Raw genomic sequence first — 23,176 nt, forward strand, 5'->3', positions numbered from 1 at the left:
AGCGGCCCGTGAGATCCTCGATGCATGAGCGGCGAAGTAGGACAGATCGTCGACCTCGAGATCACGGATGCCGCTCACGGCGGCGTCGTCGTCGGCAGGCTCGATGGCCGAGTGGTGTTCACGGGCGACGCCATCCCGGGCGAACGGGTGCGAGCCCGGCTCACGGATGTCTCAAAGACCTCGTTCTGGCGGGCCGAGACCCTCGAGGTCACTGACGCATCACCCCATCGTCAGCGCCACATCTGGCCCGAGGCCGACATCGACCGCGATCCGGCGGACCGGCCCGGCGGCGCGGAGTTCGGTCACATCGAGCTCGCCCATCAGCGAGACCTCAAGTGCCACATCCTCGCGACGGCTCTGCAGCGGACCGGCGGGTTGGATATTCCGGTGGAGTTCGAGGGGCCGCGCGCGGCATCCGTCGGCAACCACATCGTCACCGAGCAGCCCGACGGCACGCGGTGGCGGACCCGCGTCTCGCTGCACGTCGATGACGATGGCCGCGTCGGTGCGTTTGCCGCGCGGAGCCATCGGGTCATCCAGACCGAGAACCTGCCACTGGCGACGGCGGCGATCGAGCGAGCCGCCGCGACGCTGGGCCGCCCCGCACCCGGACGGATCGACCTCGTCCAGCCCGCCGACGGGCACGTTCGCGTGCTCCCTCATCCCGGGCGAGCCGAGGGCGGCCGGCGGGGCAGCGCTCCCCGCCGAAGCGCCGATGTCATCGTCGAACACGTCGGCAGCCGCCGGTTCCGGGTCGACGCCGGCGGGTTCTGGCAGGTGCACCGGCTCGCGGCATCCACGCTCACCGCCGTCGTGGCAGAGGAACTCGCGGATGGCATCGACCCGGATGGGTGGCACCTCGACCTCTACGGTGGCGTCGGACTGTTCGGCGCGGTCCTCGGCGAGCTCGCGGGCCCCTCCGCGCGGATCACCTCGGTCGAGGGGAACGATCGCGCCACCGAGCACGCCGGGGAGAACCTCGCGGAGTGGGTCGGGGCGCGGGCGGAGACCGCCCGGGTGGACCGATGGACCCGCGCACTGCGGCAGACGATCAGCGAGCGCGATCGGGAGCGGCTTGCGCGCGGCACTGTCGTGCTCGATCCGCCACGCACGGGGGCTGGCGCGGCGGTGGTGGATGATCTGGCAGCGCTCGCGCCGGCATCCATCGTCTATGTCGCGTGCGATCCGGTTGCTCTCGCGCGCGACCTCGCGCGCTTCGCCGGTCACGGATATCGCGCCGACCACGTCCGCGGAATCGACCTGTTTCCTCATTCCCATCACATGGAGGCGGTTGCTCTGCTCAGACGGGACGCTGCTCGGTAGAGTGACCCCATGACGCGGGTGGCTCTGATCGATGACCATGAGTCCGTTCGCTTGGGGTAGAGGCGGCGTGTGTGACAGACGGGGGCCCGGAGGTTGTTTTTTCGGGAAGCACTGTCACCGAGTACGTCCGCTGGCGGCGCGCGACCAGCGCCCCGCCAGTCGATGTGGTTGTGCTCGATCTCACCCTGGGCGACGGTACGACAGTACGAGAAAACGTTGGGCGGCTCATTGCCGACGGTTCCAGCATCCTGGTGCACTCCGTCGCGGATCGACCGTCGGCAGTGCGCGAAGCGCTCGTCGCCGGTGCCATCGGCGTCGTAAGCAAGGCCTCACCGATCGATGATGTGATCTCGGCGATTCACGCTGTGGCCAACGGTGACCCGCTCCACAACGTCGAATGGGCAAGCGCGGTCGAGGGCGATCGAGAATTCGCCGATGCGCAGCTGTCGGCGAGGGAGCGGGATGTGCTCCGCCTCTATGCCGCCGGCCTGCCGCTGAAGGCCGTCGCCGAGCGGCTGGGCATCGCGTACTCGACGGCCAAAGAGAACATCAGTCGCGTGCGGCTCAAGTATGTCGAGGTCGGCAGGTCGGCATCCACGAAGTTCGATCTCATGCGCCGTGCCCTCGAGGACGGCCTCGTGTCGGCTGACGCGTTCGCTGCCGGAGCATCGGACCACCGATGAGCGCCGCCACTCACCCCCGCGAGCGAGCGCTGGCGGCAGCGTGGGCGCAGATTCCGCTTGCCCACGACCCGACGGCGGGCCTCGGCTCCTTCACCCGGCGACGGATCGAGAGGATGATCAGTATCGTCCTGGCGGTGGGGTCGGTCTCCCTCGGCGCTCAGGCATTCGTCGCGGCACTCGGCTCCGTTCAAGAACCTCAGGCGTGGCATGTCGCGTTCATGGTCGGCAACTTCGGCTCGCTTGCCGCGCTGCTGGTCACCTATATCGTCGGCCGCAGCATCGCACCGGCGGCGATCACCTTCTGCGCCATCTTCGTCGCGACCCTGATCGCCTGGCCCTTCGTCGTCGCGGGGCAGGACATCCCCCCGTCGGATCCGCCCTGGACCTGGTTCCTCGTCAGCGTCGTCACGGCGTCATCCATCATGTTCCTGCCCCTCGTATGGCAGATGGCATGGACGGTGTTCGTGCCGGTGCTGTTCGGGATCACCCGCTTGGCGCAGGCGGGTTTCGCGGTCGACTTCTGGTGGCCGACCCTGCTGGATGTGTCGTTCGCCGTCATCCTCGGCGGGGTCTTCGTGACTCTGGGGTGGATGTTCCGATCGATCGCCGACAACGTGGATGAGTCCCGTCGCAGCGCGGTGGAGACGTACACCGCTGCTGCGGTCACCGAAGCCGCAGAGAACGAGCGGGTCGCTGTTGCAGCGCTGATGCACGACAGCGTGCTCGCCGCCCTCATCGCCTCTGAGCGTGCGCAGACGCCGCGAGAGCAGGGGCTGGCCGTGGCGATGGCGCAGGAGGCGCTGACGCGCCTGGCCAACGCGGAAAGTGACGCGGGCCTGGGCAGCGATGCCCCGCGACGCTTCGCGACGCTCGTCGAAGAAGTGGAACGTGGCGCGCGGGGGCTCGGCGTCGATCTCGTCGTCGAACGCTCCTACGGGCACGATGCGCCCGAACTCCCGGGGCGGGTCGCGAATGCGCTGATTCTCGCGGCGATGCAGGCCATCGCGAACTCGATCGAGCACGCCGGCGGGATCGGACTCACGGTCACTGCACGCCACGAGCCAGACACCCAGCGGCTGCACCTCGAGGTGCAAGACCTCGGCGACGGGTTCGATCTCGACATGGTTCCGGACGACCGATTGGGTATCCGCGGGTCGATCATCGCCCGCGTCGCCGCGGTCGGGGGCACCGTCCACATCACATCCGACTCGAACGGGACGCTCGTTCGGCTGACCTGGCAGGGGGTGCGCTCATGATCAGCGTTCGTCGCCTGCTCATCGGTCTGGCTCTCGCGTTCACTGCCTACCTCGCCGTCCGCGGCCTGTGGTGGACGGGTCCGTTCACCGAGCCCCTCGTGCTCGTGGCTGCCGTCGCGCTCTATGTGGTGACGACGGGCGTTGCGCTGCTGTGGGGGAACCGGGACCCCGACGACGACGACGTCACACCTGCGGCGCCTGGCTTTGCCCCACGAACCGCGTCCGATCGGATGCCGCTTGCCGCTGCTCTCATGGCGTTGGCGACGACAGTGATCGTTCCCAACGCGCTGTCGCTGGCCGTGCCGAGCGAAGCGATCGAGGAGCCCTACGTCGTCTGGTATCTCGGCGGTATCGGAGTCTTGATGACGATCGTCATGGTGCGACGCCGCCCGGTCTTCGCCTGGGTGGGCATCGGCATGCTCGCCGCGATCTCGTCGTTCTGGCTCGGCATCCTCGATGCCCTCGAGAAGGGGCTTGTCGGCTCGATCCTCTGGGTGGGCTTGGCGCAACTGCTGGTCATGCTCACCGATCGTGCAGCCAAAGACACCGCCAAGCTCGTGGAGCTGCAGCGGGCGGCATCCGCGTGGCAGGCTGCCCACACCGTGCGTCAGCGGGAGCGGCGCGTGCAGATCCAGCGGGCGCTGTCGGTCGCCGGTCCCGTGCTTGCCCGCACTATTGCGCAGGGTGGCGCGTTGACGCGGAACGAACGCGTGGAGGCGCGACTTGCCGAGGGGAGTCTGCGCGACGAGCTCCGAGGAGCTCGTCTGCTCGACGACGCCGTCCGTCACGAGTTGGAGGCTGCGCGCCGCCGCGGCGCGACAGTTACCGTCCTTGATGAGGGGGGCCTCGATGGGATCGACGCCGAGAGCCTCGCGAGCATCCGGGCCCGGCTGGTGGCCGCTCTGCGCTCGGCGGAGTCGGACCGGCTCTACATCCGGACCTCGCCGCACGAGAGCGTGGCGGTGACGGTCGTCGGTCGATCGGATGCCGGCCGTGGCTTGAGCGATGAAGACACCGTCGACCTCTGGACGGAGATCACCCGATTCCCGGCGGAACCCGACGTTCGGGCCTGATGCGCATCACAAAAGGATGGTGGGGGCGGATAGATGCTCCACCCCCCACCGGTGCGGACGGTTACCCGAAAACCGGCCGCGTGGCCGAACCTGGGCCGCGTCACGCGAGAGGTGACGGCGGTTCAGCCGAACGCTACTGCGTTCCAGCTGTTCCAGTCTTGCCGAGTCGCAACGATTCGTCTGTAGGTACTTTGGGGGACAAAATTGGCCTGTTTGATGACCAGGCCAATTTTGTCCGCGGGGTCAGCAGGGACTACGGTTCCAGCCCAGCTCTCGCCGTAGCGGCTCTCGCAGCGCGCGCTGCGAGAGAGCCCACGCCGAGCGCCGCGGCTCGTCAGCGACCGCCTCAGCGTGCTCGGTGACGTAGTGCTCGGAGACGACGGCGACGACGGCAGCAAGCTCTTCGGCCGTTGCGTCGCCGCGCACGATGGTGATCGGCACGGCGGGGTCGCGCTCCTGGTCGGGTTCGTCTCGGTTGCTCATCGCTGCCTACAGGGGGATGTTGCCGTGCTTTTTCGGCGGCAGGCTGGCACGCTTGCCGCGCAGCGACCGGAGGGCCTTGGCGATCGCGACACGCGTCTGAGCCGGTTCGATGATGCCGTCGAGTTCACCGCGCTCGGCGGCCAGGAACGGTGAGGCCACGTTGTAGGTGTACTCGTTGGCCAGCCGTGTGCGCACCGCGGCGACATCCTCGCCGGTCTCGCTGGCCTTCTTGAGCTCGCCGCGGTACAGGATGTTCACCGCACCCTGGCCGCCCATGACAGCGATCTCGGCCGTCGGCCACGCGAGGTTAACGTCGGCGCCGAGCTGCTTGGAGCCCATCACGATGTACGCGCCGCCGTAGGCCTTGCGCAAGATCACGGTCACGAGCGGCACCGTGGCTTCGGCGTAGGCGTAGAGCAGCTTGGCGCCGCGTCGGATCACCCCGGTCCACTCCTGGTCAGTACCGGGAAGGTAGCCGGGAACGTCGACGAGCGTCACGATCGGCACCGAGAAGGCATCGCAGAAACGCACGAAGCGGCTGGCCTTTTCGCCGGCCTCGATGTTCAGCGTCCCCGCCATCTGCGAGGGCTGGTTCGCGATGATGCCGACCGTGCGGCCCTCGATGCGGCCGAAGCCGATGACGATGTTCGGGGCGAACAGTGGCTGCACCTCGAGGAAGTCCGCGTCGTCGACGATGTGGCCGATGACATCGTGGATGTCGTAGGGCTGGTTGGGGGAGTCGGGGATGATCGCGTTCAGGGTGCGGTCGGCATCCGTCGTCTCCCACTCGAAGGCGCTCTCGTACTCGGGGATCTCGGCCAGGTTGTTGTCGGGCAGGAACCCGAGCATGGTCCGGACGTAGTCGATCGCGTCGTCCTCGTCTTCGGCGAGGTAGTGAGCGACGCCCGAGCGGGTGTTGTGGGTGTAGGCGCCGCCGAGCTCCTCCATTCCGACGTCCTCGCCGGTGACGGTCTTGATGACGTCCGGGCCGGTGACGAACATCTGGCTCGTCTTGTCGACCATGATCACGAAGTCGGTGAGGGCGGGGGAGTACACGGCGCCGCCCGCGGCGGGGCCCATGATGATCGAGATCTGTGGGATCACGCCCGAGGCGCGGGTGTTCAGGCGGAAGATCTCGCCGTACTTGCCGAGGGCCACGACGCCCTCCTGGATGCGGGCGCCGCCGGAGTCCAGGATGCCGATGATCGGCATCCCGCACCGCAGGGCCAGCTCCATGACCTTGATGATCTTCTCGCCGGCGACCTCGCCGAGCGAGCCGCCGAAGGTCGAGAAGTCCTGTGCGTACACCGCCACGGTGCGACCGTGGATCGTCCCGGTGCCGGTGACGACCGAGTCGCCGTAGGGGCGGGACTTGTCCATGCCGAACGCGGTAGTGCGGTGGCGCACGTACTCGTCCAGTTCGGTGAAGCTGCCGGGGTCGACGAGCAGCTCGATGCGCTCGCGGGCCGTCAGCTTGCCCTTCGCGTGCTGCTTCTCGCGCGCCGATTCCTCGGCGGAGACGACAGCCTCCTGGTAGCGCGTGCGCAGATCGGCGATCTTGCCGGCCGTCGTGAACAGGTCGATGTCGTCGGTCACGCCTCCACACTATCGGCGTGTCGTGGGAAGCCCTTGGAGACCAGCGACAACGCGCCGCCGCATCCGTTATCGCCTTCCCGCCATTGCGGTGCTCGCCGCCGCTCTCACCGAGGTAGGAGAAACCACCGGCGTCGGTCGGTTGGCGGCCGAATCGGCCTACCTCCGCGACTTCTCCTACCCTGGCGATCCGCGGCTTCCTCCGACCTCGGCGATCGGCGCCTCCTCGGCCAGCGGTCCGGCCGCTCTACAGTGAACGGATGCAGACAGGCGAGTTTCCGCGGGCGGTGGCTGTGGCGGCGCGGCTGGATGTCGTGGCGCGCACGGGATCCACCAACGCCGACCTCCTGGCGGCCGCGGCCCAGCAGTCGGATGTCTACCCCCACCTCTCGGTGCTGCTGACCGACGACCAGCGGGCGGGCCGGGGACGCCTGGATCGCACCTGGACAGCCCCCGCCGGGGCAGCCCTGGCGATCTCGGTGCTCGTCCGCGTGCCGCACATCCCCGTCGACCTGCGGGGGTGGGTGCCGCTTATCGCCGGCGCCGCCATGACACTCGCGATCCGCGGTCAGTTCGCGCCCGGCGCCCCGGACGCGAGCTCGGGTGTGGCGCTGAAGTGGCCGAACGATGTCTTGATCGACGGCGCGAAGGTGTGCGGCATCCTGGCTCAGGTGCTGCCGGGCGAGCCCGACGCCATCGTCATCGGCGCCGGCATCAATACGCGGATGACCCCGGAACAGCTGCCCGTGCCTACTGCCACGTCGCTGGCAATCGCCGGAGCCGACGTTCACCCCGACCGGCTCGCGGCCGACTACCTCCGGGAGCTCGACCGGATGCTGGCAGTTGCAGCGTCTGGTGAGGATTTCGCCGGCCTCCTCGCCGAGGTCCGCGGCCTCTGCGCAACCGTCGGGCGAGAGGTCCGGGTGACGCTGCCGGATGACCGCATGCTCGATGGCCGCGCGACCGGGCTCGATGACGCCGGGCGACTCATCGTCGCGGCAGCTGGCGAATCCGTCGCGGTCGCGGCGGGGGACGTCATCCATGTCCGCTGAGACCCCCACAATGGGGGTATGTCGCTGCATCCAGGCACAGGTCCGTCGGGGTTCTCCCCGCCGCCGACCTCTGCTGGGCGACCGCTCGCTCCCGCGCCCGGCGTTTCGACACCCGAACTGCTGATCGCGAAGGTTCGAGGCCGCCGCCCCGCGCTGTTCCTGTCGGCGATCGTCCTGATCGCGGTTGCTGCAGCCGCCGGGTACTTCTACGACAACCTTCCGGCCCCGATCGAGAACTGGATGCTGCTGACCGCGGCGGCCCTCGTCATCCTGCTGCTCGTGTTCCTGCCTTTTCTGGCGTGGCGCGCGCACGTGTACACGATCACGACGCGGCGCGTCATCGAACGCAGCGGCCTGTTCGTGACTCGCCGACGCGAGCTCGCGCACGTTCGCGGGTACTCCGTGCAGATGCGCCGTGGCCCGCTGCAGCGCCTGGCCGGCAGCGGGACGCTCATTCTTTCCAACGGCGTTGACGAGCCGATGCGGATCACCCGGGTCCCCCAGGTCGCGCTCGTGCACGAGGTGCTCATCGATCAGGTCGAGGTCAATCAGATCCTCGCTCACCGGGACGGCCAGGCGCCGCCGGAGTCCTGAGCGAGCGGACCCGCGTTCGCCCGAGGTGAGGGACCGGACCGCTTCGCGACAGAATGGACCCGAACGGAGGACTGCTATGACCTATCGCGTCGGTGTGATCGGCGGCGGACAGCTGGCACGGATGATGATCGCGCCGGCTGTCGAGCTCGGACTCGAGATCAGGGTGCTCGCCGAGCAGAAGGGGATGGCTGCGGCGCTCGCTGCCACCGCCGTCGGCGACTACCGCGACGCCGACACCGTGCTGGCCTTCGCGCGGGACGTCGATGTCGTCACGTTCGACCACGAACACGTCCCGCAGGACGTCTTGCGCGCGTTGGTGGATGCCGGCGTCGCCGTGCATCCCGGCCCCGACGCGCTGCGCTACGCGCAAGACAAGCTGCTGATGCGCACGCGGCTTCAGGAGATGGGGATGCCCCAGCCTGACTGGGCGGCGGTCACCGGTCCCGATGAGCTCGGCGCCTTCCTCGATGCCCACGGCGGTCGCGCTGTCGTCAAGACGCCCCGCGGCGGATACGACGGCAAGGGCGTGCGCGTCGTGTCGACCCCCGACGGCGCGGCCGACTGGTTCACGGCGCTCGCCGAGGACGCCGGTGGCGGCGCGCTGCTGGTCGAAGAACTCGTCGACTTCACCCGCGAGCTTGCGCAGCAGGTCGCGCGGACCCCGTCAGGCGCGGTTCGCGCCTATCCCGTCGTCGAGACCGTCCAGCGTGACGGTGTCTGCGCCGAGGTTCTCGCCCCCGCCCCCGGCGCCAGCGCTCGGCTTGCCGCGGCTGCAGCTGAGGTGGGCGAACGGATCGCGGAAGGACTCGGCGTCACCGGGATGCTCGCAGTCGAGCTGTTCGAGACGGCGGATGACCGCATCCTCGTCAACGAGCTCGCCATGCGTCCGCACAACAGTGGTCACTGGAGCCAGGACGGCGCCGTGACCGGCCAGTTCGAGCAGCATCTGCGCGCCGTCCTCGACCTCCCGCTGGGTGACACGTCCCCCGTCGCGCCGTGGTCGGTGATGATCAACATCCTCGGCGGCCCGGCCGCGGGAGGACTGTCGGAGCGGTTCGCGCCGGCGATGGCGCAGCATCCGGCTGCCCGCATCCATACCTACGGCAAGGAGCCGCGTCCCGGCCGCAAGGTCGGGCACGTCACGGCCTTCGGAGAAGACCTCGACGACGTCGTTTACGACGCCCGCGCGGCTGCCGCGTTCTTCCAGGACTGATTCGAAAGCCCGACGCTGCGCCGGATGCCTAGATCGAGGGCAGTCCGCGGCCGGTGAGCCACGCGCGCATCCGGTCGCGACCGTTCAAGCCCGCCGCATCCCGCACGCGACGGATGACGGCTCTGCTCCATCCCGTCGGGCGACCTTGGCTCGCGTGGTATGCGGCGATCTCGGTGTCGTACGTCGCGACGTCGGCATCCGTGATCGGGGCGTACCGTTCGCGGGAGTGGACGACCCCGGGTGCCAGGCGCGGCTTGACCCCCGCGGTGTCGGCGGGATCGGGGTATCCGACGGCGAGGCCGAAGGCGACCATGGCCCGGTCGGGGAGGCCGATCAGCTCAGCGGCCCGCTCCGGGTTGTTGCGAACCGACCCCAGGTAGCAGGTGCCGAGTCCGAACGATTCAGCCGCGATCACGGCATTTTGCGCGGCAAGGGCGGCGTCGACAAAGGCGACCAGGGTGGACTCGAGGTAGTCGGCGGCGGCATCTGACTCGCCCTGAGCTGCCGCAATCGCCGATGCCCGAGACCAGTCAGCCACGAACAGGAGGATGACGGGGGCGTCCGCGACGAAGGTGCTCGTGCCGACCTCGTCGACGAGCGCCCTCCGGGTGGCAGCGTCCCGCACCTCGACGACGCTCCACAGCTGCAGATTCGACGAACTCGCCGCCGATTGCGCAGCGGTGACCAGGGCGGTGATGGTCTCGTCAGTGACGGGTGCATCCGTGAAACTGCGCACCGTGTGGTGGCGCAGCAACCCCGCGAGCGTCGTCGACTCTCGCAGCCCCGGTTCGGTCAGCTCGGGAGCAGCGGCGCCGTAGCGGGCGTGCAGCAGAGCGTCGATGTCGGGGCTCGAAGCTGTGGACTCGGTCACGGATTCTCCCTTCGGGGGTGCCGTTCCGGGCAATCCCCAGCCATGCACCCTAGCCTGGTCCGGTGACCGCTGCGCTCCACAGTTCCCCCGCCCCGCTCGTCGGTGTCGTGATGGGGTCGGATTCCGACTGGCGCGTCATGAGCGATGCGTCGCAAGCGCTCACCGACTTCGGCGTGCCCCACGAGGTCGAGGTCGTCTCGGCCCACCGCACGCCCGACAAGCTCGTCGCCTACGGACGCGAGGCGCGAGGTCGCGGCATCCGTGTCATCATTGCCGGCGCCGGCGGAGCCGCGCATCTGCCCGGCATGCTCGCCTCGGTCACCGCGCTGCCGGTGATCGGCGTTCCCGTGCCACTGGCCACCCTCGACGGCCTGGACTCGCTCCTGAGCATCGTGCAGATGCCCGCCGGCATCCCGGTCGGAACGGTCTCGATCGGCGGTGCGCGCAACGCGGGGCTGCTCGCGGTGCGGATGCTGGGAATCGCCGACCCCGCACACGCCGACGCGATCGAAACTTACGCGCGCGAGCTCGAGGGCGTCGTCGAGGAGAAGAACCGGCGGCTCAAGGAGGCGCTGTGAGCGTCGCCAGCCCCCGCGGATGACCGGAGCGCAGCAATCCGCGCGGCGTCCGGTGATTGAGAATCGACCGCTGCGGTACCCCAACACGGCATCGCGGCCGATGATGACGCGGCGAGCCTGGTGGCTGCTGGTCTTCAACTTCCTGATTCCTGGATCGGCGCAGGTCCTCGCCGGAAACCGCCGACTCGGCCGGTTCGGGCTCGGCGCCACCCTGTTCGGCTGGATTCTGGTCGCGCTCTCGATCGTCACGCTCCTTCTCTGGCAGCAGGTGTTCTTCGCGATCGCGACGAACTGGTTCGTTCTGCTCGGGGTGCAGGCGCTGCTGTTCGCCTACCTGGTGCTGTGGATCGTCCTCACGATCGACACCCTGCGACTCGTCCGGCTCGTGCGCACCGGATCGATCACGCGATTTGCCGTCGCGCTGGTCGGTGTCGGAGCGATCGTCCTCGCCGGCAGCGGGGTGGTCTGGGCATCCGATCGACTCGGTGGCGTGCGCGACTCGTTCGGTGAGATCTTCGCCGAGTCGGGGCCCTCGGTTCCTCCGTCGGACGGGTACTACAACATCCTGCTGCTCGGAGCAGACTCCGGCGAAGGCCGGGACTCGATGCGCTACGACAGCATCTCGGTCGCGTCGATCAACGCCGACACCGGAGCCGTCACGATCACCGGCATCCCTCGCGACATGGTCAACGTTCCGTTCGCGCCTGGCCCCATGCAGGATCTCTACCCGAACGGCCACAGTGGTCACGCCGACCCGGTCTGCGGGTGGGGGAGCGGCATCAACCAGCTCCGCACCGAAGTCGAAGTATGCCGCGATGGCACCGCGCTGTACCCGGATGCCGTCGCCAATGGCTCCGAGCCCGGCATCGAGGCGACCAAGGATGCCGCCGAAGGGCTGCTCGGTATCGAGATCCCGTACTACGTCTTCATCGACATGCACGGCTTCGCGGCGCTCATCGATGCGCTCGGTGGGGTCGACATCGAGGTCACAGAGCGGCTTCCCAAGGGCGGCGGCCCCGCCTATGACGGGCAACCTGCCGAAGAGTGGGCGATCGGCTGGATCGAGCCCGGCATGCAGCACATGGACGGCGACACGGCGCAGTGGTACGCGCGCTCCCGCTACACCACGAGCGACTGGGATCGGATGCTGCGCCAACGCCAGCTGCAGGAGGCGATCCTCGCGCAGTTCACGCCGATGAATGTGCTCAACCGGTTCAACGAGGTGCTGAACGCCGGTACCGCGATTGTGCAGACCGACATCCCGCAGTCGATGGTTCCGTACTTCGCAGAACTCGCGCTGAAGTCCAAGGAGCAGCCGGTCACGACCATCGAGCTCACCCCATCGGGTGTGGGCGGCATCGGCATCATCCCCGAGGAACTCTCGGCCGATGACGTTGCCTTCATCCAGGACTACCTGCAGCAGGCGCTGCATCCGCCGACACCCACGCCCACGCCCGCCGCGTGAGGCGTTCGGCTCGACGAAGAGGCTCCAATCTGTGACGACGACATTGCGTGTGGTTCTAGACCAATTGGTCGCGCCCACCGACCCCGACCTCGCGATGGCCTCGCGTGAGCTGACACGGGCGCTCATCGCCGCCGCGCCGCGGGGGTGCGAGGTTGCGGCTGTCGTTCCATCCGCCGGGGAGGAAGCACTCGCCGAGGTTCGGACGCTCGAGGGCATTGCCGGGGTAGAGGCCTCGCCGATTCCGCGCCGCGAGCTCTCGACCGCGCTCTCTCTCGGACTCCCCAGTGGTCTCGGCGGCGGGATGCTTCACTCGCCGACCCTGTTCGCACCGCTCGTACGTCACGACCGTGTCCACAACCACGAGCAGACCGTCGTCACCATCTGGGACCTCACGCCCTGGACCCATCCGGAGCGCGTCTCGAAGGCATCCGTCGCGTGGCACCGGGCGATGCTCAAGCGGGCAGAGAAGCACGCGGATGCCGTCGTCGTGCCGCTTCACGCCATGGCGGAGGAGCTTGCGGAACGGACGAAGCTCCGCGGCCGGATCCGGGTGATCGCCGGCGCGGCGCCGGCGGGATTCGCGGAGCCACGGGATGCCGTCGGGCGACGGCGGACGCTTGGCGTGCCCGAGGGCGCTGTTGTTGTCGACGGTGCGGGGTTGTCGGCGGGAGAGCTGGGAGAGGTGCTTGCCACCCTCGATCGGGAGGTTCCGGAGGCGCCTGTTGTTGTCCTCGACGCGCCGTCGGACGCGGATTCGTCGCCCGGCTCGGTGGTTTCCCTGTCGGCTCTGGATGCCGCAGATCGCGCGGCGGCACTGGCTTCGGCTTCCGTGGTTGTCGCTCCGCAGGCGACTCCCGCCTACGGGTGGCGGACGCTCGAAGCGCTTGTGCTCGCGGTCCCGGTCGTCGCTGCGGCATCTGCGACTAACCGCGAACTCGCCAGCGATGGGGGAGCGGTCGTTGAAGGTGGTGCTGACGCGCTCGGGGCATCCGTTGCGATACTTCTCGCGTCTGACGCCGATCGCACTCGGGCTGCGACCCTCGCGGCAGACCGTGGCCGGGGCTTCTCCTGGCGTGAATCCGGCGACCGCGTCTGGCAGCTGCATGCGGATCTGTAGGCCCCGCAATTGCCACGGCGCGTACCGCGTCGACGTCGCTTGCCGTCAGGCCATCTCTAGAGGTAATTCTCGAGTGTGATCCGCCAATCCTGCGGTCCGAACCCGGCCGCCTCGATCTTGGTGAGGTTGAGGGTGCTGTTGGCGGGTCGTGGTGCGACCGGGCCGGTCGCGTTGGCGAAGTATTGCTCGGTGGTGACGGGGGTGACGCGGTCGGGGTCGTGTCCGGTGAGTTGGTAGACGGTGCGGGCGATGTCTGCCCAGGATGCGGGTTCGCCGGATCCGGTGAGGTTGTATGTGCCGTAGGCGGCGCGGGTGTCGAGGAGGTGTTGGATGCCTGCGGCGATGCCTTCGGTGAAGGTGAGGCGTCCGGTCTGGTCGGCTACGACGGTGGGGTTGATGCCGCGCTGGGCGAGGGAGGCCATGGTGCCGACGAAGTTCTTGCCCTCGCCGATCACCCAGCTGGTTCGCACGATGTAGTGGCGCGGGACGGTGGCGACGATGGCGTCGCCGGCGGCTTTGGTTTGCCCGTAGACACCGAGCGGAGCGATCGGGTCGGTCTCGGTGTAGGGCCGGTCGGAGGACCCGTCGTAGACGTAGTCGCTGGAGACGTGGACGAGGGTGAGGCCGTTCTCGGTCGCGATCCGTGCGAGGGCGGTGACGGCTGTGACGTTCGCGGCCCACGCCTCGCGGCGCCCGTCGGGGTTTCGGCGGTATCGACGGAGGTGTAGGCGGCGGCGTTGATGATGGTGCCGTAGTCTCGCCACCGCCGCGCTGTGTTCAGGTCGCGGCCTGTTAGGTCAAGGGTGTCGCGGGTCGCGTATTCGATGTGGGGTGCGTCACCGAGCTGGTCGCGGAGGGCGCGGCCGAGTTGCCCGTTCGCGCCGGTGACGAGGATCCTCTTGGGCCCGATCGGTGTCACATCGGCCAGGCGTGGGTGGCTCAGGTCTTTCTCGCTGATCTGCACCTGGTCGAGGGGAATTGGCCACTCGATGGCGACGGTCTCGTCGGCGAGGTTCAGGAACGAGTACTCGGCGGTCGGGGACCAGTGGTCGTTGACCAGGTACGTGTACGCGGTGTCGGGCTCGAGGGTCTGGTAGGAGTTCCCGACCCCGCGGGGCACGAAGATCGCCTTCGACGGGTCAAGCTCGGTGGTGTAGACGGCCCCGAAGGTGGGGCCTTCGCGCAGGTCGACCCATGCACCGAAGATCCGCCCGGTCGCGACCGAGACCCACTTGTCCCACGGTTCGGCGTGGATGCCGCGGGTTGTTCCGACGGCGTCGTTGAACGAGATGTTGTTCTGCACCGGCCTGAAATCGGGAAGACCCAGCGTGGTCATCTTCTCCCGCTGCCAGTTCTCCTTGAACCAGCCGCGTGCGTCTCCGTGCACCGGGAGGTCAAAGACGACGAGACCCGGGATGGGGGTCTCGGTCACCAACAATGTCTTGCCGTATGCGGTCATCACTGCCCCTTGGCGGCGTAGAACGCCTCAACACCATCTTTGGATGGCGCCCACCATGCCTCGTTGTTCCGATACCAGTCGATTGTTGCGGCAAGACCCGTCTCGAAGTCGCGGTAGCGGGGCTGCCACCCCAGCTCGGTGCGCAGCTTCGTGGAATCGATCGCGTACCGCAGGTCGTGACCCGCCCGGTCGGTGACGTGATCGTACGCATCCTGCGGCTGTCCCATCAAGCCCAGGATCAACTCGACCACCGTCTTGTTGTCCTTCTCCCCGTCCGCGCCGATCAGATACGTCTGCCCGATTTGGCCCTTCTCGAGAATGGTCAGGACCGCAGAGGAATGGTCATCCGCGTGGATCCAGTCCCGCACGTTCTGCCCTGCCCCATACAGCTTCGGGCGGAACCCGCGGATCACGTTGGTGATCTGCCGGGGAATGAACTTCTCCACATGCTGGAACGGCCCGTAGTTGTTCGAGCAATTCGAGATCGTGGCCTGCACGCCGAAACTACGCACCCATGCCCGCACCAACAAATCGCTACCGGCCTTCGTGGACGAATACGGCGACGAGGGGTTATAGGGCGTCTGCTCAGTAAACCGCTCAGGATCATCCAGCTCCAGATCCCCGTACACCTCGTCGGTGGAGATGTGGTGGAACCGGGTCCCGTACTTCCGGGAAGCCTCCAGCAACGTGTACGTCCCGACGATGTTCGTGTCCAAGAACGGACGCGGATCATGAAGGCTGTTGTCGTTATGCGACTCGGCCGCGTAGTGGACCACTGCATCCGCCTCGTCCACCAGCGGATCCACGACGGCAGGGTCTGCGATGTCCCCCACCACCAACCGCACGCGGTCCTCGGGAAGCCCCTCCAACGACGCACGGTTCCCCGCGTACGTCAACTTATCCAGCACCGTGACATAGTCATCCGTGTGCTCTACAACGTAGTGAACGAAGTTCGAGCCGATGAATCCCGCACCACCAGTAACTAAGATCTTGTGCACGGTTCCTACGCTATCGCGCGGAAGGGGTCGAGCTTCATGTCGTGATTACGGCTCGGCGTTGATGGCCAGCGAACAGAGGTGAGAGAGACTAGTCCGGTGGTGGTGACTAGCGGGTCAATGCGGCCGTTCGGTTGGGGGCGGGTACTCAGTCGAGCAAGCATCGGGGTTGTTGCCGTGCTCGTACTCGCCGCAGGTGTGGCGGGAGGAACTGCGTCCGCGGCAGCAACGGGCGTTTCAACTGCTGAAGGCGTTTCGGCGGCATCTGTCGCGGACTCATCCGTTCGCAAGTTGGCAGACCTGAGCCAGTTCCGGCCCGGCAATATCGTCAGCGACGCAGTTTTTTTTGACGCCGCATCTATGTCAGAGGCGGAGATTCAGTCCTTCCTCGAGTCGAAGGTACCCTCGTGTCGATCAGGGTACACATGCCTCAAGGACTACTACGTGCAGACCCGTGCGATATCGGCCGATGCGATGTGCGGTGCGTATTCCGGAGGTGGGGTGGAACGGGCCTCACGGGTCATCTACAAGGTGGCGCAGGCATGCGGCATCAATCCGCAAGTCATCCTCGTGATGCTCCAGAAGGAGCAGGGGCTCATTACGTCGACTGCCCCTAGCGCATGGGCATATCAGGCAGCAATGGGGCAGGGATGCCCTGATACTGCCGCCTGTGACGCGCGGTATTACGGCTTGTTCAATCAGGTCTATGGCGGCGCGTGGCAGATGAAGCGCTATGCCAACCCGCCGGGCACGAGCAATTACTTCACCTGGTACGCGCCGGGTAAGACTTGGAATGTTCGATATCACCCGAATAGTGCCTGTGGCAGTGGCCAGGTCTTCATCGAGAACCAGGCCACGGCCAACTTGTACTACTACACTCCGTATCAGCCGAATGCTGCTGCTTTGTCGGCGGGCTATGGCTTGGGGGACTCGTGCTCAAGCTATGGCAACCGCAACTTCTTCAATTACTTCACTGACTGGTTCGGCCCAACCGACGGATCCTCGCTGGCTGGCGCGCCCGTCGGATTCGTGGATAGCGTTGACTCGTCTCCGGGAACACTGCGCGTGCGTGGATGGGCGCTTGACCCGAACAGCGCAGATTCGATTGACATCCACATCTATGTGAACGGTGTCGGTAAGCAAGCCGTGGCAGACCTTCCGAGGCCGGACCTTGCTCCGCATTACCCGAACCTCGGCACCGCACATGGATTTGATGTCACCCTCAGCGCCCCCATCTGGGGTCAGGTAGACGTCTGTATCTACGGTATCAACGTCGGTGACGGCGCCAATCGGCTGCTCGGATGTCGCACAGTCGCATCGTATGGCGGCTCTCCAATCGGATACGTGGACTCCGTGGCATCCGGAGCGGGATCCGTTTCGGTGAGGGGATGGACGCTAGACCCAGACACCGTAGAACCGATCGACGTCCATGTCTATGTTGGCGGCAAGGGTTTTGTCACGCGTGCGGACACGTCACGTCGTGATGTGGCGGACTCGTTTCCGCTGTATGGCGATAGTCATGGGTTCAGCACAACGGTTCCCGCCCCAAGCGGTTATCAGAGCGTCTGTGTGTATGGAATAAACGTTCGCACGGGCGGGAATGTGCTGCTTGGGCCCTGCCGGAACCTCTTTGTCGAGGCAGCCACTGACCCGGGTACGCCGCCGCTCGGCGCGGTCGATTCCTTCGAAGTGCGTGGAGACTCAGTTGTTGCGCGCGGCTGGGCATTGGATCCGGATACTCCCAACCCTGTGGCGGTGCACATGTACGTGGGGTCTTCCGGCGCGGCGTATCAGGCAGATGCTCTCCGAGCGGATGTGGGCAGAGCCTATCCGGGGTATGGAGATCGGCATGGATTCGACCTCCAAGGCACACTTCCAGCAGGAGGCGCGCAGGTTTGCATCTATGCGATCAATGATGGGCAGGGAGCCAACACGCTCTTGGGGTGTCGTTTCCTGAGTCCCCAGGGGTCGACGCCGCCGATTGGCAACATCGATAGTCTCGATCTTCAGGGGAACGTGGTCACCGTGCGGGGATGGGCGATCGATCCGGACACTGAGGTCCCCATTCGGGTTCACGCGTACGTCGCCGGGTCAGGCAGTGCTCATGTCGCCGACTTCCCTCGCCGCGACCTTGCCGCCGTGTTCCCCGCGTACGGAGACGCGCATGGGTTCGTGATCCAGAGGACGGTGCCCAATGCGGGCGCTCAAGTTTGCTTGTACGCGATCAATGACGCCCCGGGGGACAATTCCCTCCTGGGGTGCCGATTTGTCGTGCCTGCCAGTAGCTCTCGCGCTCCCATAGGTTCGCTTGACGGGATTACCGTGTCGAATGGCAGCGTAACCGTGAGCGGTTGGGCCGCTGATCCCGACACTTTGGATCCGATCGCGGTTCACGTTTACGTCGGGTCAAGCGGTCATGTACTGGAGGCAGATCTGGAGCGACCCGACGTCGCATCGGCATATCCGGCTCTTGGGGCGCTGCACGGTTTCTCTGGCTCCGTTCCTGTTCCGGCAGGCGCACGGTCTGTCTGCGCATATGCGATCGACGACACCGGGAATAGTAACGCCTTGCTGGGATGCCGCCCGCTCTGAGGCCATCCCGCGCGCGCACGGGGCCACGAAGCACTCGTTACGTCGACATGAGAGAATTGCACCATGCGTGGCATCATCCTCGCCGGAGGCACAGGTTCCCGGCTGCACCCGATCACCCTCGGTGTCTCCAAGCAGCTTGTCCCTGTGTACGACAAGCCGATGATCTACTACCCGCTGTCCACTCTGATCCTTGCTGGTATTCGTGACATCCTCATCATTACTCGGCCCGAGGACTCGGAGCAGTTCCAGCGACTCTTGGGAGACGGTGCCCGTTTTGGTGTCGCGATCACCTATGTGTCGCAGCCGTCGCCCGATGGGCTCGCGCAAGCATTCATCCTCGGGGAGGATCACATCGGCTCCGATAGCGCCGCGCTCGTGCTCGGAGACAACATCTTCTATGGCCAAGGGATGGGTACGCGACTTCGGCAGTACACATCGCTGAGCGGCGGCGTCATATTTGGCTACTGGGTCGACGATCCCACGGCCTATGGCGTCGTCGAGTTTGACCACGCAGGCAGGGTAGTTTCGCTGGAGGAGAAGCCGACCGCACCCAAGAGCAACTACGCCGTTCCAGGGTTGTACTTCTATGACAACGACGTGATCGAGATCGCGAAGAGCCTTAGGCCGTCAGCGCGCGGTGAACTGGAGATCACAGATATCAATAGGGTTTACCTTGAACGCGGAGCCTTGAGCGTCGAGATCCTTCCGCGCGGTACCGCCTGGCTCGACACGGGTACATTCGACTCGTTGAGCGAAGCTACGGACTTTATTCGGACGGTTGAGAGACGACAAGGCTTGTCGATCGGCTGTCCCGAGGAGGTGGCCTGGCGAATGGGGTTCCTCACCGATGATGAGTTGCGCGTGCGGGCGGAGCCACTAGTCAAGAGCGGTTACGGGGCCTACCTGCTGAAGGCGCTCGATCAGGGCATCGGCTGAACGGCCGTGCGGTCAGAGTACTCGGAGTGGGTCTCCGACGCGGGAACCTTGCCCGTCGGAGCAGATGAGTGAACGAAACGCTAACCCACAGAGACATGAGTGTGCGGCTCGCGCGTGATCGGCGTCGGGTCATCCTGTACGCACTTCCAAGAGCGCGTCGGAATGTCGATCGCTACGTCATTCGAGCGCTCTCGGCGCTCCGCGACAGCGGCGCGGAGGTAGTGGTCGTGGTGACCGGGTCCCTCGATTCGGCCGCGCGCGCGGAGTTGCAGCGATACTGCTCAACGCTTGCGGATGCGGGCGATGTGCCCTTTGCCCGCCGCATGTACAAGTGGGCGCTTCAGGAAAGCGGGCTCCATCCCGAAGATGTCGATGAGATCGTGTTGACAGGAAGTGGGTGGTTCGGCCCAACGCACCGCGGCTTGATCGACGTCTTCGCTGCAATGGATGATTCGGATGCTGACCTCTGGGAGCTCATCGAGCAGCGGGCCCAGCTGTTGCAGGAGTTCCCCGCAGAGGGATTTCCGCACGTCGAGGAGCCTTATCTTTGGGTTCGTGTCCGGGGTGCGCTCACCAGTTCCGACTTTCTGTACGGTGGTTCCACGGGGGTGCCCCTTGCTCGACGGGCATCGTCACAAGGTTTCTCCACTGCCGCGATGTTCACCGCGGAGTCGATGGGGTCTGAGGACCCGGCGTTGATGAGCGTGGAACACCTCATTGAGGCGGGGTGCCCTGTGCTGCCTAGGGGCCCATTTGCCGCTTACCCGCCGTTCCTGCAGCGGCACGCTGTCATCGGCCGCGAGCTGATGTCGATGGCTGTGAGGCGGGGGTTCGATCTTGACGAAGTACTAGAGGGCTTGACTCGCACGATCGCTCCAAAGGCACTCAACGCGAATATCGGTATGTTGGAGGTGTTGCTTCCGAGCAGCCCTGAATCTGTGCCTTCGCTACGGATACTCGCCTTGGCGCACATTACAGACCTCAACGCCGCAGAGGACCTGCTCCAACGGCTCGAGAGCCTCCCGGAGGGTTACGACCTCGTTGTCACGACGACGGACGGAGCAAAGGCTGCGCTATTGGGGCGCTTGATGAACACAGATGGCGGCAAGATGCGCCACGCAGAGGTGAGAGTAACCCCCGCGAGCCCGGGCCGTGACATGAGCGATCTCTTCATCGCCTGCCGTGACCTTCTCCTCGGCGGAAACTACGATCTTCTGGTGAAGGTCCATGCCCGCCCGATGGGTAGGAAGACTCGAGTGGTGCGTCAGTACTTTCGGCGCTACCAACTCGACAACATGCTCGCATCCCAGGAGTACGTCGCACAGATACTCAACCTGTTCATGAAGGAAAAGGGGCTTGGACTCGTCTTTCCGCCGATGATTCACATTGGCTACCACACCATGGGCAAGGGATGGTCGCATTACCGCCGCATGGCTAATCTTCTGGCGGCGCGCATGGGTATCCAGGTGCCGGCTGATGAGGTGTCACCGCTCGCGCCTTTTGGAGGCATGTTCTTTGCCCGTCCGGCTGCCCTGCAGCTACTCGCGAATGAGCGATGGACTTATGGAGATTACCGGAGGTCCGGGGGAAAGCGTTCGGTAAGCCTGGCACGTGTCCAGGAACGCCTACTGGTTCCTGCCGCTGCAGAGCTTGGTTTTCACAGCCGAAACGTGCTCACGGCGGAGCACTTCGAGATAAGCCATACTGCGTTGGAGTACAAGGTCGATGAACTGTCCTCGACCGTTAGCGGGTACCCGGTTGAGCAGATCGCCCTGCTACATAGGGCGGGGAGGATCGGTCGTGGAGGACCGGTGAGCTTGGTGAGAATGTTCCTTCGGGCCAAGCATCCGCGAATCGCTCACATCTTTCTACCCATGATGTCGCTTGTCGAGCGCGTATACCTGGGAGTGCGCACGGTCTCCTCAGAATCGCGAGACGTTGGCTCTCGCCTGCGGGCAAGGAGGCGTAATCGATGAAGACTGCCGAGCTTGTGGTGAGTGCCGCCCGCCCGGCCTTTGCCTTTCCTGACGGCGGTCGCAGAATCCTCATCTACGTTGTGTACGATCGCCGCGGCGAGGTCGAGGACTATGTTCTGTTCGCGCTACGGCATCTGCGCGAGTTCTTCGACACAATCCTTGTTGTCGTAAATGGGAAGCTCACAGATCGTGGTCGTTACGCGCTTGAGCCTCTTGCGGAAGATGTGATCGTTCGCGAGAACCGAGGTTACGACATCTGGGGCTACAAGGCGGGCCTGGACTATCTTGCGGACGGGATATCCACCTACGACGAAGTCGTGCTCGCCAATGACACCTGGTACGGACCGGTCCGCCCATTGCGTCCTGTGTTCACGCGAATGGACAGTGCACAGCTGCATTTCTGGGGCATGACCGATCACATCCGAGTGGAGCCGAACCCGTTCACGAGAACTGGATATCTGGCGTACCACCTGCAGTCCTACTGGCTTGCTGTGCGTTCGTCAATGTTTCTGTCGGACGAGTGGAAGAGTTACTGGCGTGATCTGCCAGAGCTGCACTCCTACGACGATGCTGTCGTGCGACACGAGGCTGTCTTCACGGAACTGTTCACCGGCATGGGCTTCGTGGGGGAGGTCGCCTTCCCCACGCTAACCGACCGCACGGAGAACCATGCGGTCCTCTACGCCGAGCAACTGATCGATGCGGGGTGCCCGACTCTGAAGCGGCGCGCCTTCTTCCAATGGCCGCCTTACCTTGACCATCTTGGAGTCGTCGGGCGCTGGGCTCTAGAGGCGGCCAGTCGCCACGGCTATCCGACCGACCTGATCCTGTCCGACCTCGCACGCAATGTTGCTCCACGCGTCCTGAATGCCGATCTAGCGCTTACGAGCGTGCTTCGATCGGACGCTAGCGACTATCGCGATGGGGAACCCCTGCGCACAGTGGTTATCGCTCACGTCTTCTATGACGAGATGATGGGGGAGATAATCGACCGGGTCTCGCGGCTTCCGGGTCGGTTTGACCTCGTTGTTACTGTGCCGGACAAGGAGAAGGCCGAGCGAATACGCGCAGTGCTAGCTGCGTGGCCAGCTCGAGGCGCGGTCGAGGTTCGTGTTCTCGCGTCGAACAATGGTCGTGATCAGGGGGCCTTCCTCGTTGGATGTCGAGATGTCGTCGTTGACGGTGGCTACGATCTCCTCGTCAAGATCCACTCGAAGAAGACGCCTCAAGATGCGTCAAACGCATCCCAACACTTCAAACGTCAGCAGTTCGATAACTTGCTTGATTCCTCTGACTACGCCGCGAATGTGGTAGCGCTCTTTCAAAGAGAGAAGATGCTGGGGATCGCTTATCCTCCGATGGTTCACCTCGGTTACGGGACCATGGGTCACGCGTGGTGGGGAAACAGATCGCGATTCGTCGACATATGCCGCATGCTCGGAATATCTGTTCCCGTGGACGAGGTTTCGCCGCTAGCCCCATTCGGATCTATGTATTTTGCGCGTCCTGACGCGCTCCGGCCGCTCTTTGAGCATGAGTGGACCTACGAAGACTTCGGCGGCGAGGAGTCATACTTGGACGGTGGGCTCGCTCACGTTCTCGAGCGTATGCCGTCGTATGCGGCAGGTGAGTCCGGCTACTACACGCGAACGATCGCGAACGCCGAATATGCGGCAGCCAGTCACACGGCTTTGGACTACAACCTTGACCAGATGAGCGCTACCGTGCCCAACACCACAATGGACCAGATCCTGTTCCTCCGACGGATGGGGGAACTCGGCCGCGGTACACACGAGGATTTCGCCTACGCATTCGCTCGTGTCACCCGGCCGGCCTGGGAGCCTCGCCTAGGGCGCCTGTTCGCGGCAATGCGCGCAATCCGGCGTCGCTTACGGTGGCGAAAGTGAACAGAGCATC

The 23,176-nt window shown here is 65.6% G+C and carries 17 protein-coding genes and 2 pseudogenes; 14 read left to right on the forward strand and 5 right to left on the reverse strand.

What is annotated here, in order from left to right:
- Positions 1-24 precede the first annotated feature (24 nt).
- The 4 genes and pseudogenes from IT882_RS03595 to IT882_RS03610 all read left to right on the forward strand — a co-directional run bounded on the left by IT882_RS03595 (position 25) and on the right by IT882_RS03610 (position 4,335).
- Positions 25-1,323, forward strand: coding sequence for a class I SAM-dependent RNA methyltransferase (locus tag IT882_RS03595; RefSeq protein WP_195693203.1), 1,299 nt, complete (start codon positions 25-27; stop codon positions 1,321-1,323).
- Positions 1,324-1,332: 9 nt separating this feature from the next.
- Positions 1,333-2,006: pseudogene (locus IT882_RS03600) on the forward strand (LuxR C-terminal-related transcriptional regulator).
- On the forward strand, positions 2,003-3,262 hold the full coding sequence (locus tag IT882_RS03605) for a sensor histidine kinase (RefSeq protein ID WP_195693204.1): 1,260 nt from the start codon (positions 2,003-2,005) through the stop codon (positions 3,260-3,262). Before IT882_RS03600 ends, IT882_RS03605 begins: the two are co-directional and overlap by 4 nt.
- Entirely contained in the window at positions 3,259-4,335 is a 1,077-nt protein-coding gene (locus IT882_RS03610; RefSeq protein WP_195693205.1) for a hypothetical protein, read from the forward strand. Before IT882_RS03605 ends, IT882_RS03610 begins: the two co-directional genes overlap by 4 nt.
- 243 nt (positions 4,336-4,578) lie before the next feature.
- Here the strand turns inward: IT882_RS03610 and IT882_RS03615 are convergent, their stop codons facing one another.
- Entirely contained in the window at positions 4,579-4,818 is a 240-nt protein-coding gene (locus IT882_RS03615; protein WP_195693206.1) for an acyl-CoA carboxylase subunit epsilon, read from the reverse strand.
- Between the two features lie 6 nt (positions 4,819-4,824).
- On the reverse strand, positions 4,825-6,414 hold the full coding sequence (locus IT882_RS03620) for an acyl-CoA carboxylase subunit beta (protein WP_195693207.1): 1,590 nt from the start codon (positions 6,412-6,414) through the stop codon (positions 4,825-4,827).
- A gap of 257 nt (positions 6,415-6,671) precedes the next feature.
- Here IT882_RS03620 and IT882_RS03625 point away from each other — a divergent pair, with 257 nt between their 5' ends.
- Genes IT882_RS03625 through IT882_RS03635 form a run of 3 tightly spaced genes read left to right on the forward strand, consistent with a single transcriptional unit; the run spans position 6,672 to position 9,270 of the window.
- Complete coding sequence (locus IT882_RS03625) at positions 6,672-7,463, forward strand: biotin--[acetyl-CoA-carboxylase] ligase (RefSeq protein ID WP_195693208.1); 792 nt, start codon at positions 6,672-6,674, stop codon at positions 7,461-7,463.
- Positions 7,464-7,481: 18 nt separating this feature from the next.
- Positions 7,482-8,057 carry a PH domain-containing protein gene (locus tag IT882_RS03630; RefSeq protein ID WP_195693209.1) on the forward strand — a complete coding sequence of 192 codons (576 nt, stop codon included), beginning with the start codon at positions 7,482-7,484 and terminating at the stop codon, positions 8,055-8,057.
- A complete protein-coding gene (locus IT882_RS03635; protein ID WP_195694064.1) occupies positions 8,011-9,270 on the forward strand; it encodes a 5-(carboxyamino)imidazole ribonucleotide synthase in 1,260 nt (419 codons plus the stop codon). Before IT882_RS03630 ends, IT882_RS03635 begins: the two co-directional genes overlap by 47 nt.
- A gap of 28 nt (positions 9,271-9,298) precedes the next feature.
- On the opposite strand, the gene IT882_RS03640 is transcribed toward IT882_RS03635, so the two are convergent.
- Positions 9,299-10,141, reverse strand: coding sequence for a nitroreductase family protein (locus tag IT882_RS03640; protein WP_229382283.1), 843 nt, complete (start codon positions 10,139-10,141; stop codon positions 9,299-9,301).
- A gap of 110 nt (positions 10,142-10,251) precedes the next feature.
- Here IT882_RS03640 and purE point away from each other — a divergent pair, with 110 nt between their 5' ends.
- The 3 genes from purE to IT882_RS03655 are packed head-to-tail and all read left to right on the forward strand — an operon-like array spanning position 10,252 to position 13,301.
- Positions 10,252-10,719 carry a 5-(carboxyamino)imidazole ribonucleotide mutase gene (gene purE, locus IT882_RS03645; RefSeq protein WP_195694068.1) on the forward strand — a complete coding sequence of 156 codons (468 nt, stop codon included), beginning with the start codon at positions 10,252-10,254 and terminating at the stop codon, positions 10,717-10,719.
- Between the two features lie 19 nt (positions 10,720-10,738).
- Positions 10,739-12,184: an LCP family protein gene (locus tag IT882_RS03650; RefSeq protein ID WP_195693210.1), complete on the forward strand. Its 1,446-nt coding sequence runs from the start codon at positions 10,739-10,741 to the stop codon at positions 12,182-12,184.
- 31 nt (positions 12,185-12,215) lie between these two features.
- Positions 12,216-13,301 (forward strand): glycosyl transferase, encoded by a 1,086-nt coding sequence (locus IT882_RS03655; RefSeq protein WP_195693211.1) that lies wholly within the window; start codon positions 12,216-12,218, stop codon positions 13,299-13,301.
- A 56-nt stretch (positions 13,302-13,357) separates the two neighbouring features.
- On the opposite strand, the pseudogene IT882_RS03660 reads toward IT882_RS03655, so the two are convergent.
- Together IT882_RS03660 and rfbB are read right to left on the reverse strand one after the other, a co-directional pair.
- Positions 13,358-14,760 (reverse strand): annotated as a pseudogene (locus tag IT882_RS03660) (sugar nucleotide-binding protein).
- Positions 14,760-15,758, reverse strand: a complete 999-nt coding sequence (gene rfbB, locus IT882_RS03665; RefSeq protein ID WP_195693212.1) for a dTDP-glucose 4,6-dehydratase — start codon at positions 15,756-15,758, stop codon at positions 14,760-14,762. The pseudogene IT882_RS03660 and the gene rfbB overlap by 1 nt, the downstream one beginning before the upstream one ends.
- 288 nt (positions 15,759-16,046) lie before the next feature.
- On the opposite strand from rfbB, the gene IT882_RS03670 reads away from it, so the two are divergent.
- The 4 genes from IT882_RS03670 to IT882_RS03685 all read left to right on the forward strand — a co-directional run bounded on the left by IT882_RS03670 (position 16,047) and on the right by IT882_RS03685 (position 23,166).
- Positions 16,047-18,347, forward strand: a complete 2,301-nt coding sequence (locus tag IT882_RS03670) for a hypothetical protein (RefSeq protein WP_195693213.1) — start codon at positions 16,047-16,049, stop codon at positions 18,345-18,347.
- A gap of 63 nt (positions 18,348-18,410) precedes the next feature.
- Positions 18,411-19,283, forward strand: a complete 873-nt coding sequence (rfbA, locus tag IT882_RS03675; RefSeq protein WP_195693214.1) for a glucose-1-phosphate thymidylyltransferase RfbA — start codon at positions 18,411-18,413, stop codon at positions 19,281-19,283.
- 95 nt (positions 19,284-19,378) lie between these two features.
- A complete protein-coding gene (locus IT882_RS03680; protein ID WP_195693215.1) occupies positions 19,379-21,259 on the forward strand; it encodes a rhamnan synthesis F family protein in 1,881 nt (626 codons plus the stop codon).
- A complete protein-coding gene (locus tag IT882_RS03685) occupies positions 21,256-23,166 on the forward strand; it encodes a rhamnan synthesis F family protein (protein ID WP_195693216.1) in 1,911 nt (636 codons plus the stop codon). The genes IT882_RS03680 and IT882_RS03685 overlap by 4 nt, the downstream gene beginning before the upstream one ends.
- The last annotated feature ends 10 nt before the right edge of the window (positions 23,167-23,176 follow it).

Origin of the sequence: Microbacterium schleiferi (assembly GCF_015565955.1) — a bacterium.
In the GTDB taxonomy this organism is placed as follows: Bacteria; Actinomycetota; Actinomycetes; order Actinomycetales; family Microbacteriaceae; genus Microbacterium; species Microbacterium schleiferi_A.

Excerpts from the sequence above, each read along its gene's own strand:
- IT882_RS03595 (WP_195693203.1), top strand. The coding sequence starts at position 25 with ATGAGCGGCGAAGTAGGACAGATCGTCGACCTCGAGATCACGGATGCC.
- IT882_RS03605 (WP_195693204.1), top strand. The coding sequence starts at position 2,003 with ATGAGCGCCGCCACTCACCCCCGCGAGCGAGCGCTGGCGGCAGCGTGG.
- IT882_RS03610 (WP_195693205.1), top strand. The coding sequence starts at position 3,259 with ATGATCAGCGTTCGTCGCCTGCTCATCGGTCTGGCTCTCGCGTTCACT.
- IT882_RS03615 (WP_195693206.1), bottom strand. The coding sequence starts at position 4,818 with ATGAGCAACCGAGACGAACCCGACCAGGAGCGCGACCCCGCCGTGCCG.
- IT882_RS03625 (WP_195693208.1), top strand. The coding sequence starts at position 6,672 with ATGCAGACAGGCGAGTTTCCGCGGGCGGTGGCTGTGGCGGCGCGGCTG.
- IT882_RS03630 (WP_195693209.1), top strand. The coding sequence starts at position 7,482 with ATGTCGCTGCATCCAGGCACAGGTCCGTCGGGGTTCTCCCCGCCGCCG.
- purE (WP_195694068.1), top strand. The coding sequence starts at position 10,252 with ATGGGGTCGGATTCCGACTGGCGCGTCATGAGCGATGCGTCGCAAGCG.
- IT882_RS03650 (WP_195693210.1), top strand. The coding sequence starts at position 10,739 with ATGACCGGAGCGCAGCAATCCGCGCGGCGTCCGGTGATTGAGAATCGA.
- rfbA (WP_195693214.1), top strand. The coding sequence starts at position 18,411 with ATGCGTGGCATCATCCTCGCCGGAGGCACAGGTTCCCGGCTGCACCCG.
- IT882_RS03680 (WP_195693215.1), top strand. The coding sequence starts at position 19,379 with ATGAGTGTGCGGCTCGCGCGTGATCGGCGTCGGGTCATCCTGTACGCA.
- IT882_RS03685 (WP_195693216.1), top strand. The coding sequence starts at position 21,256 with ATGAAGACTGCCGAGCTTGTGGTGAGTGCCGCCCGCCCGGCCTTTGCC.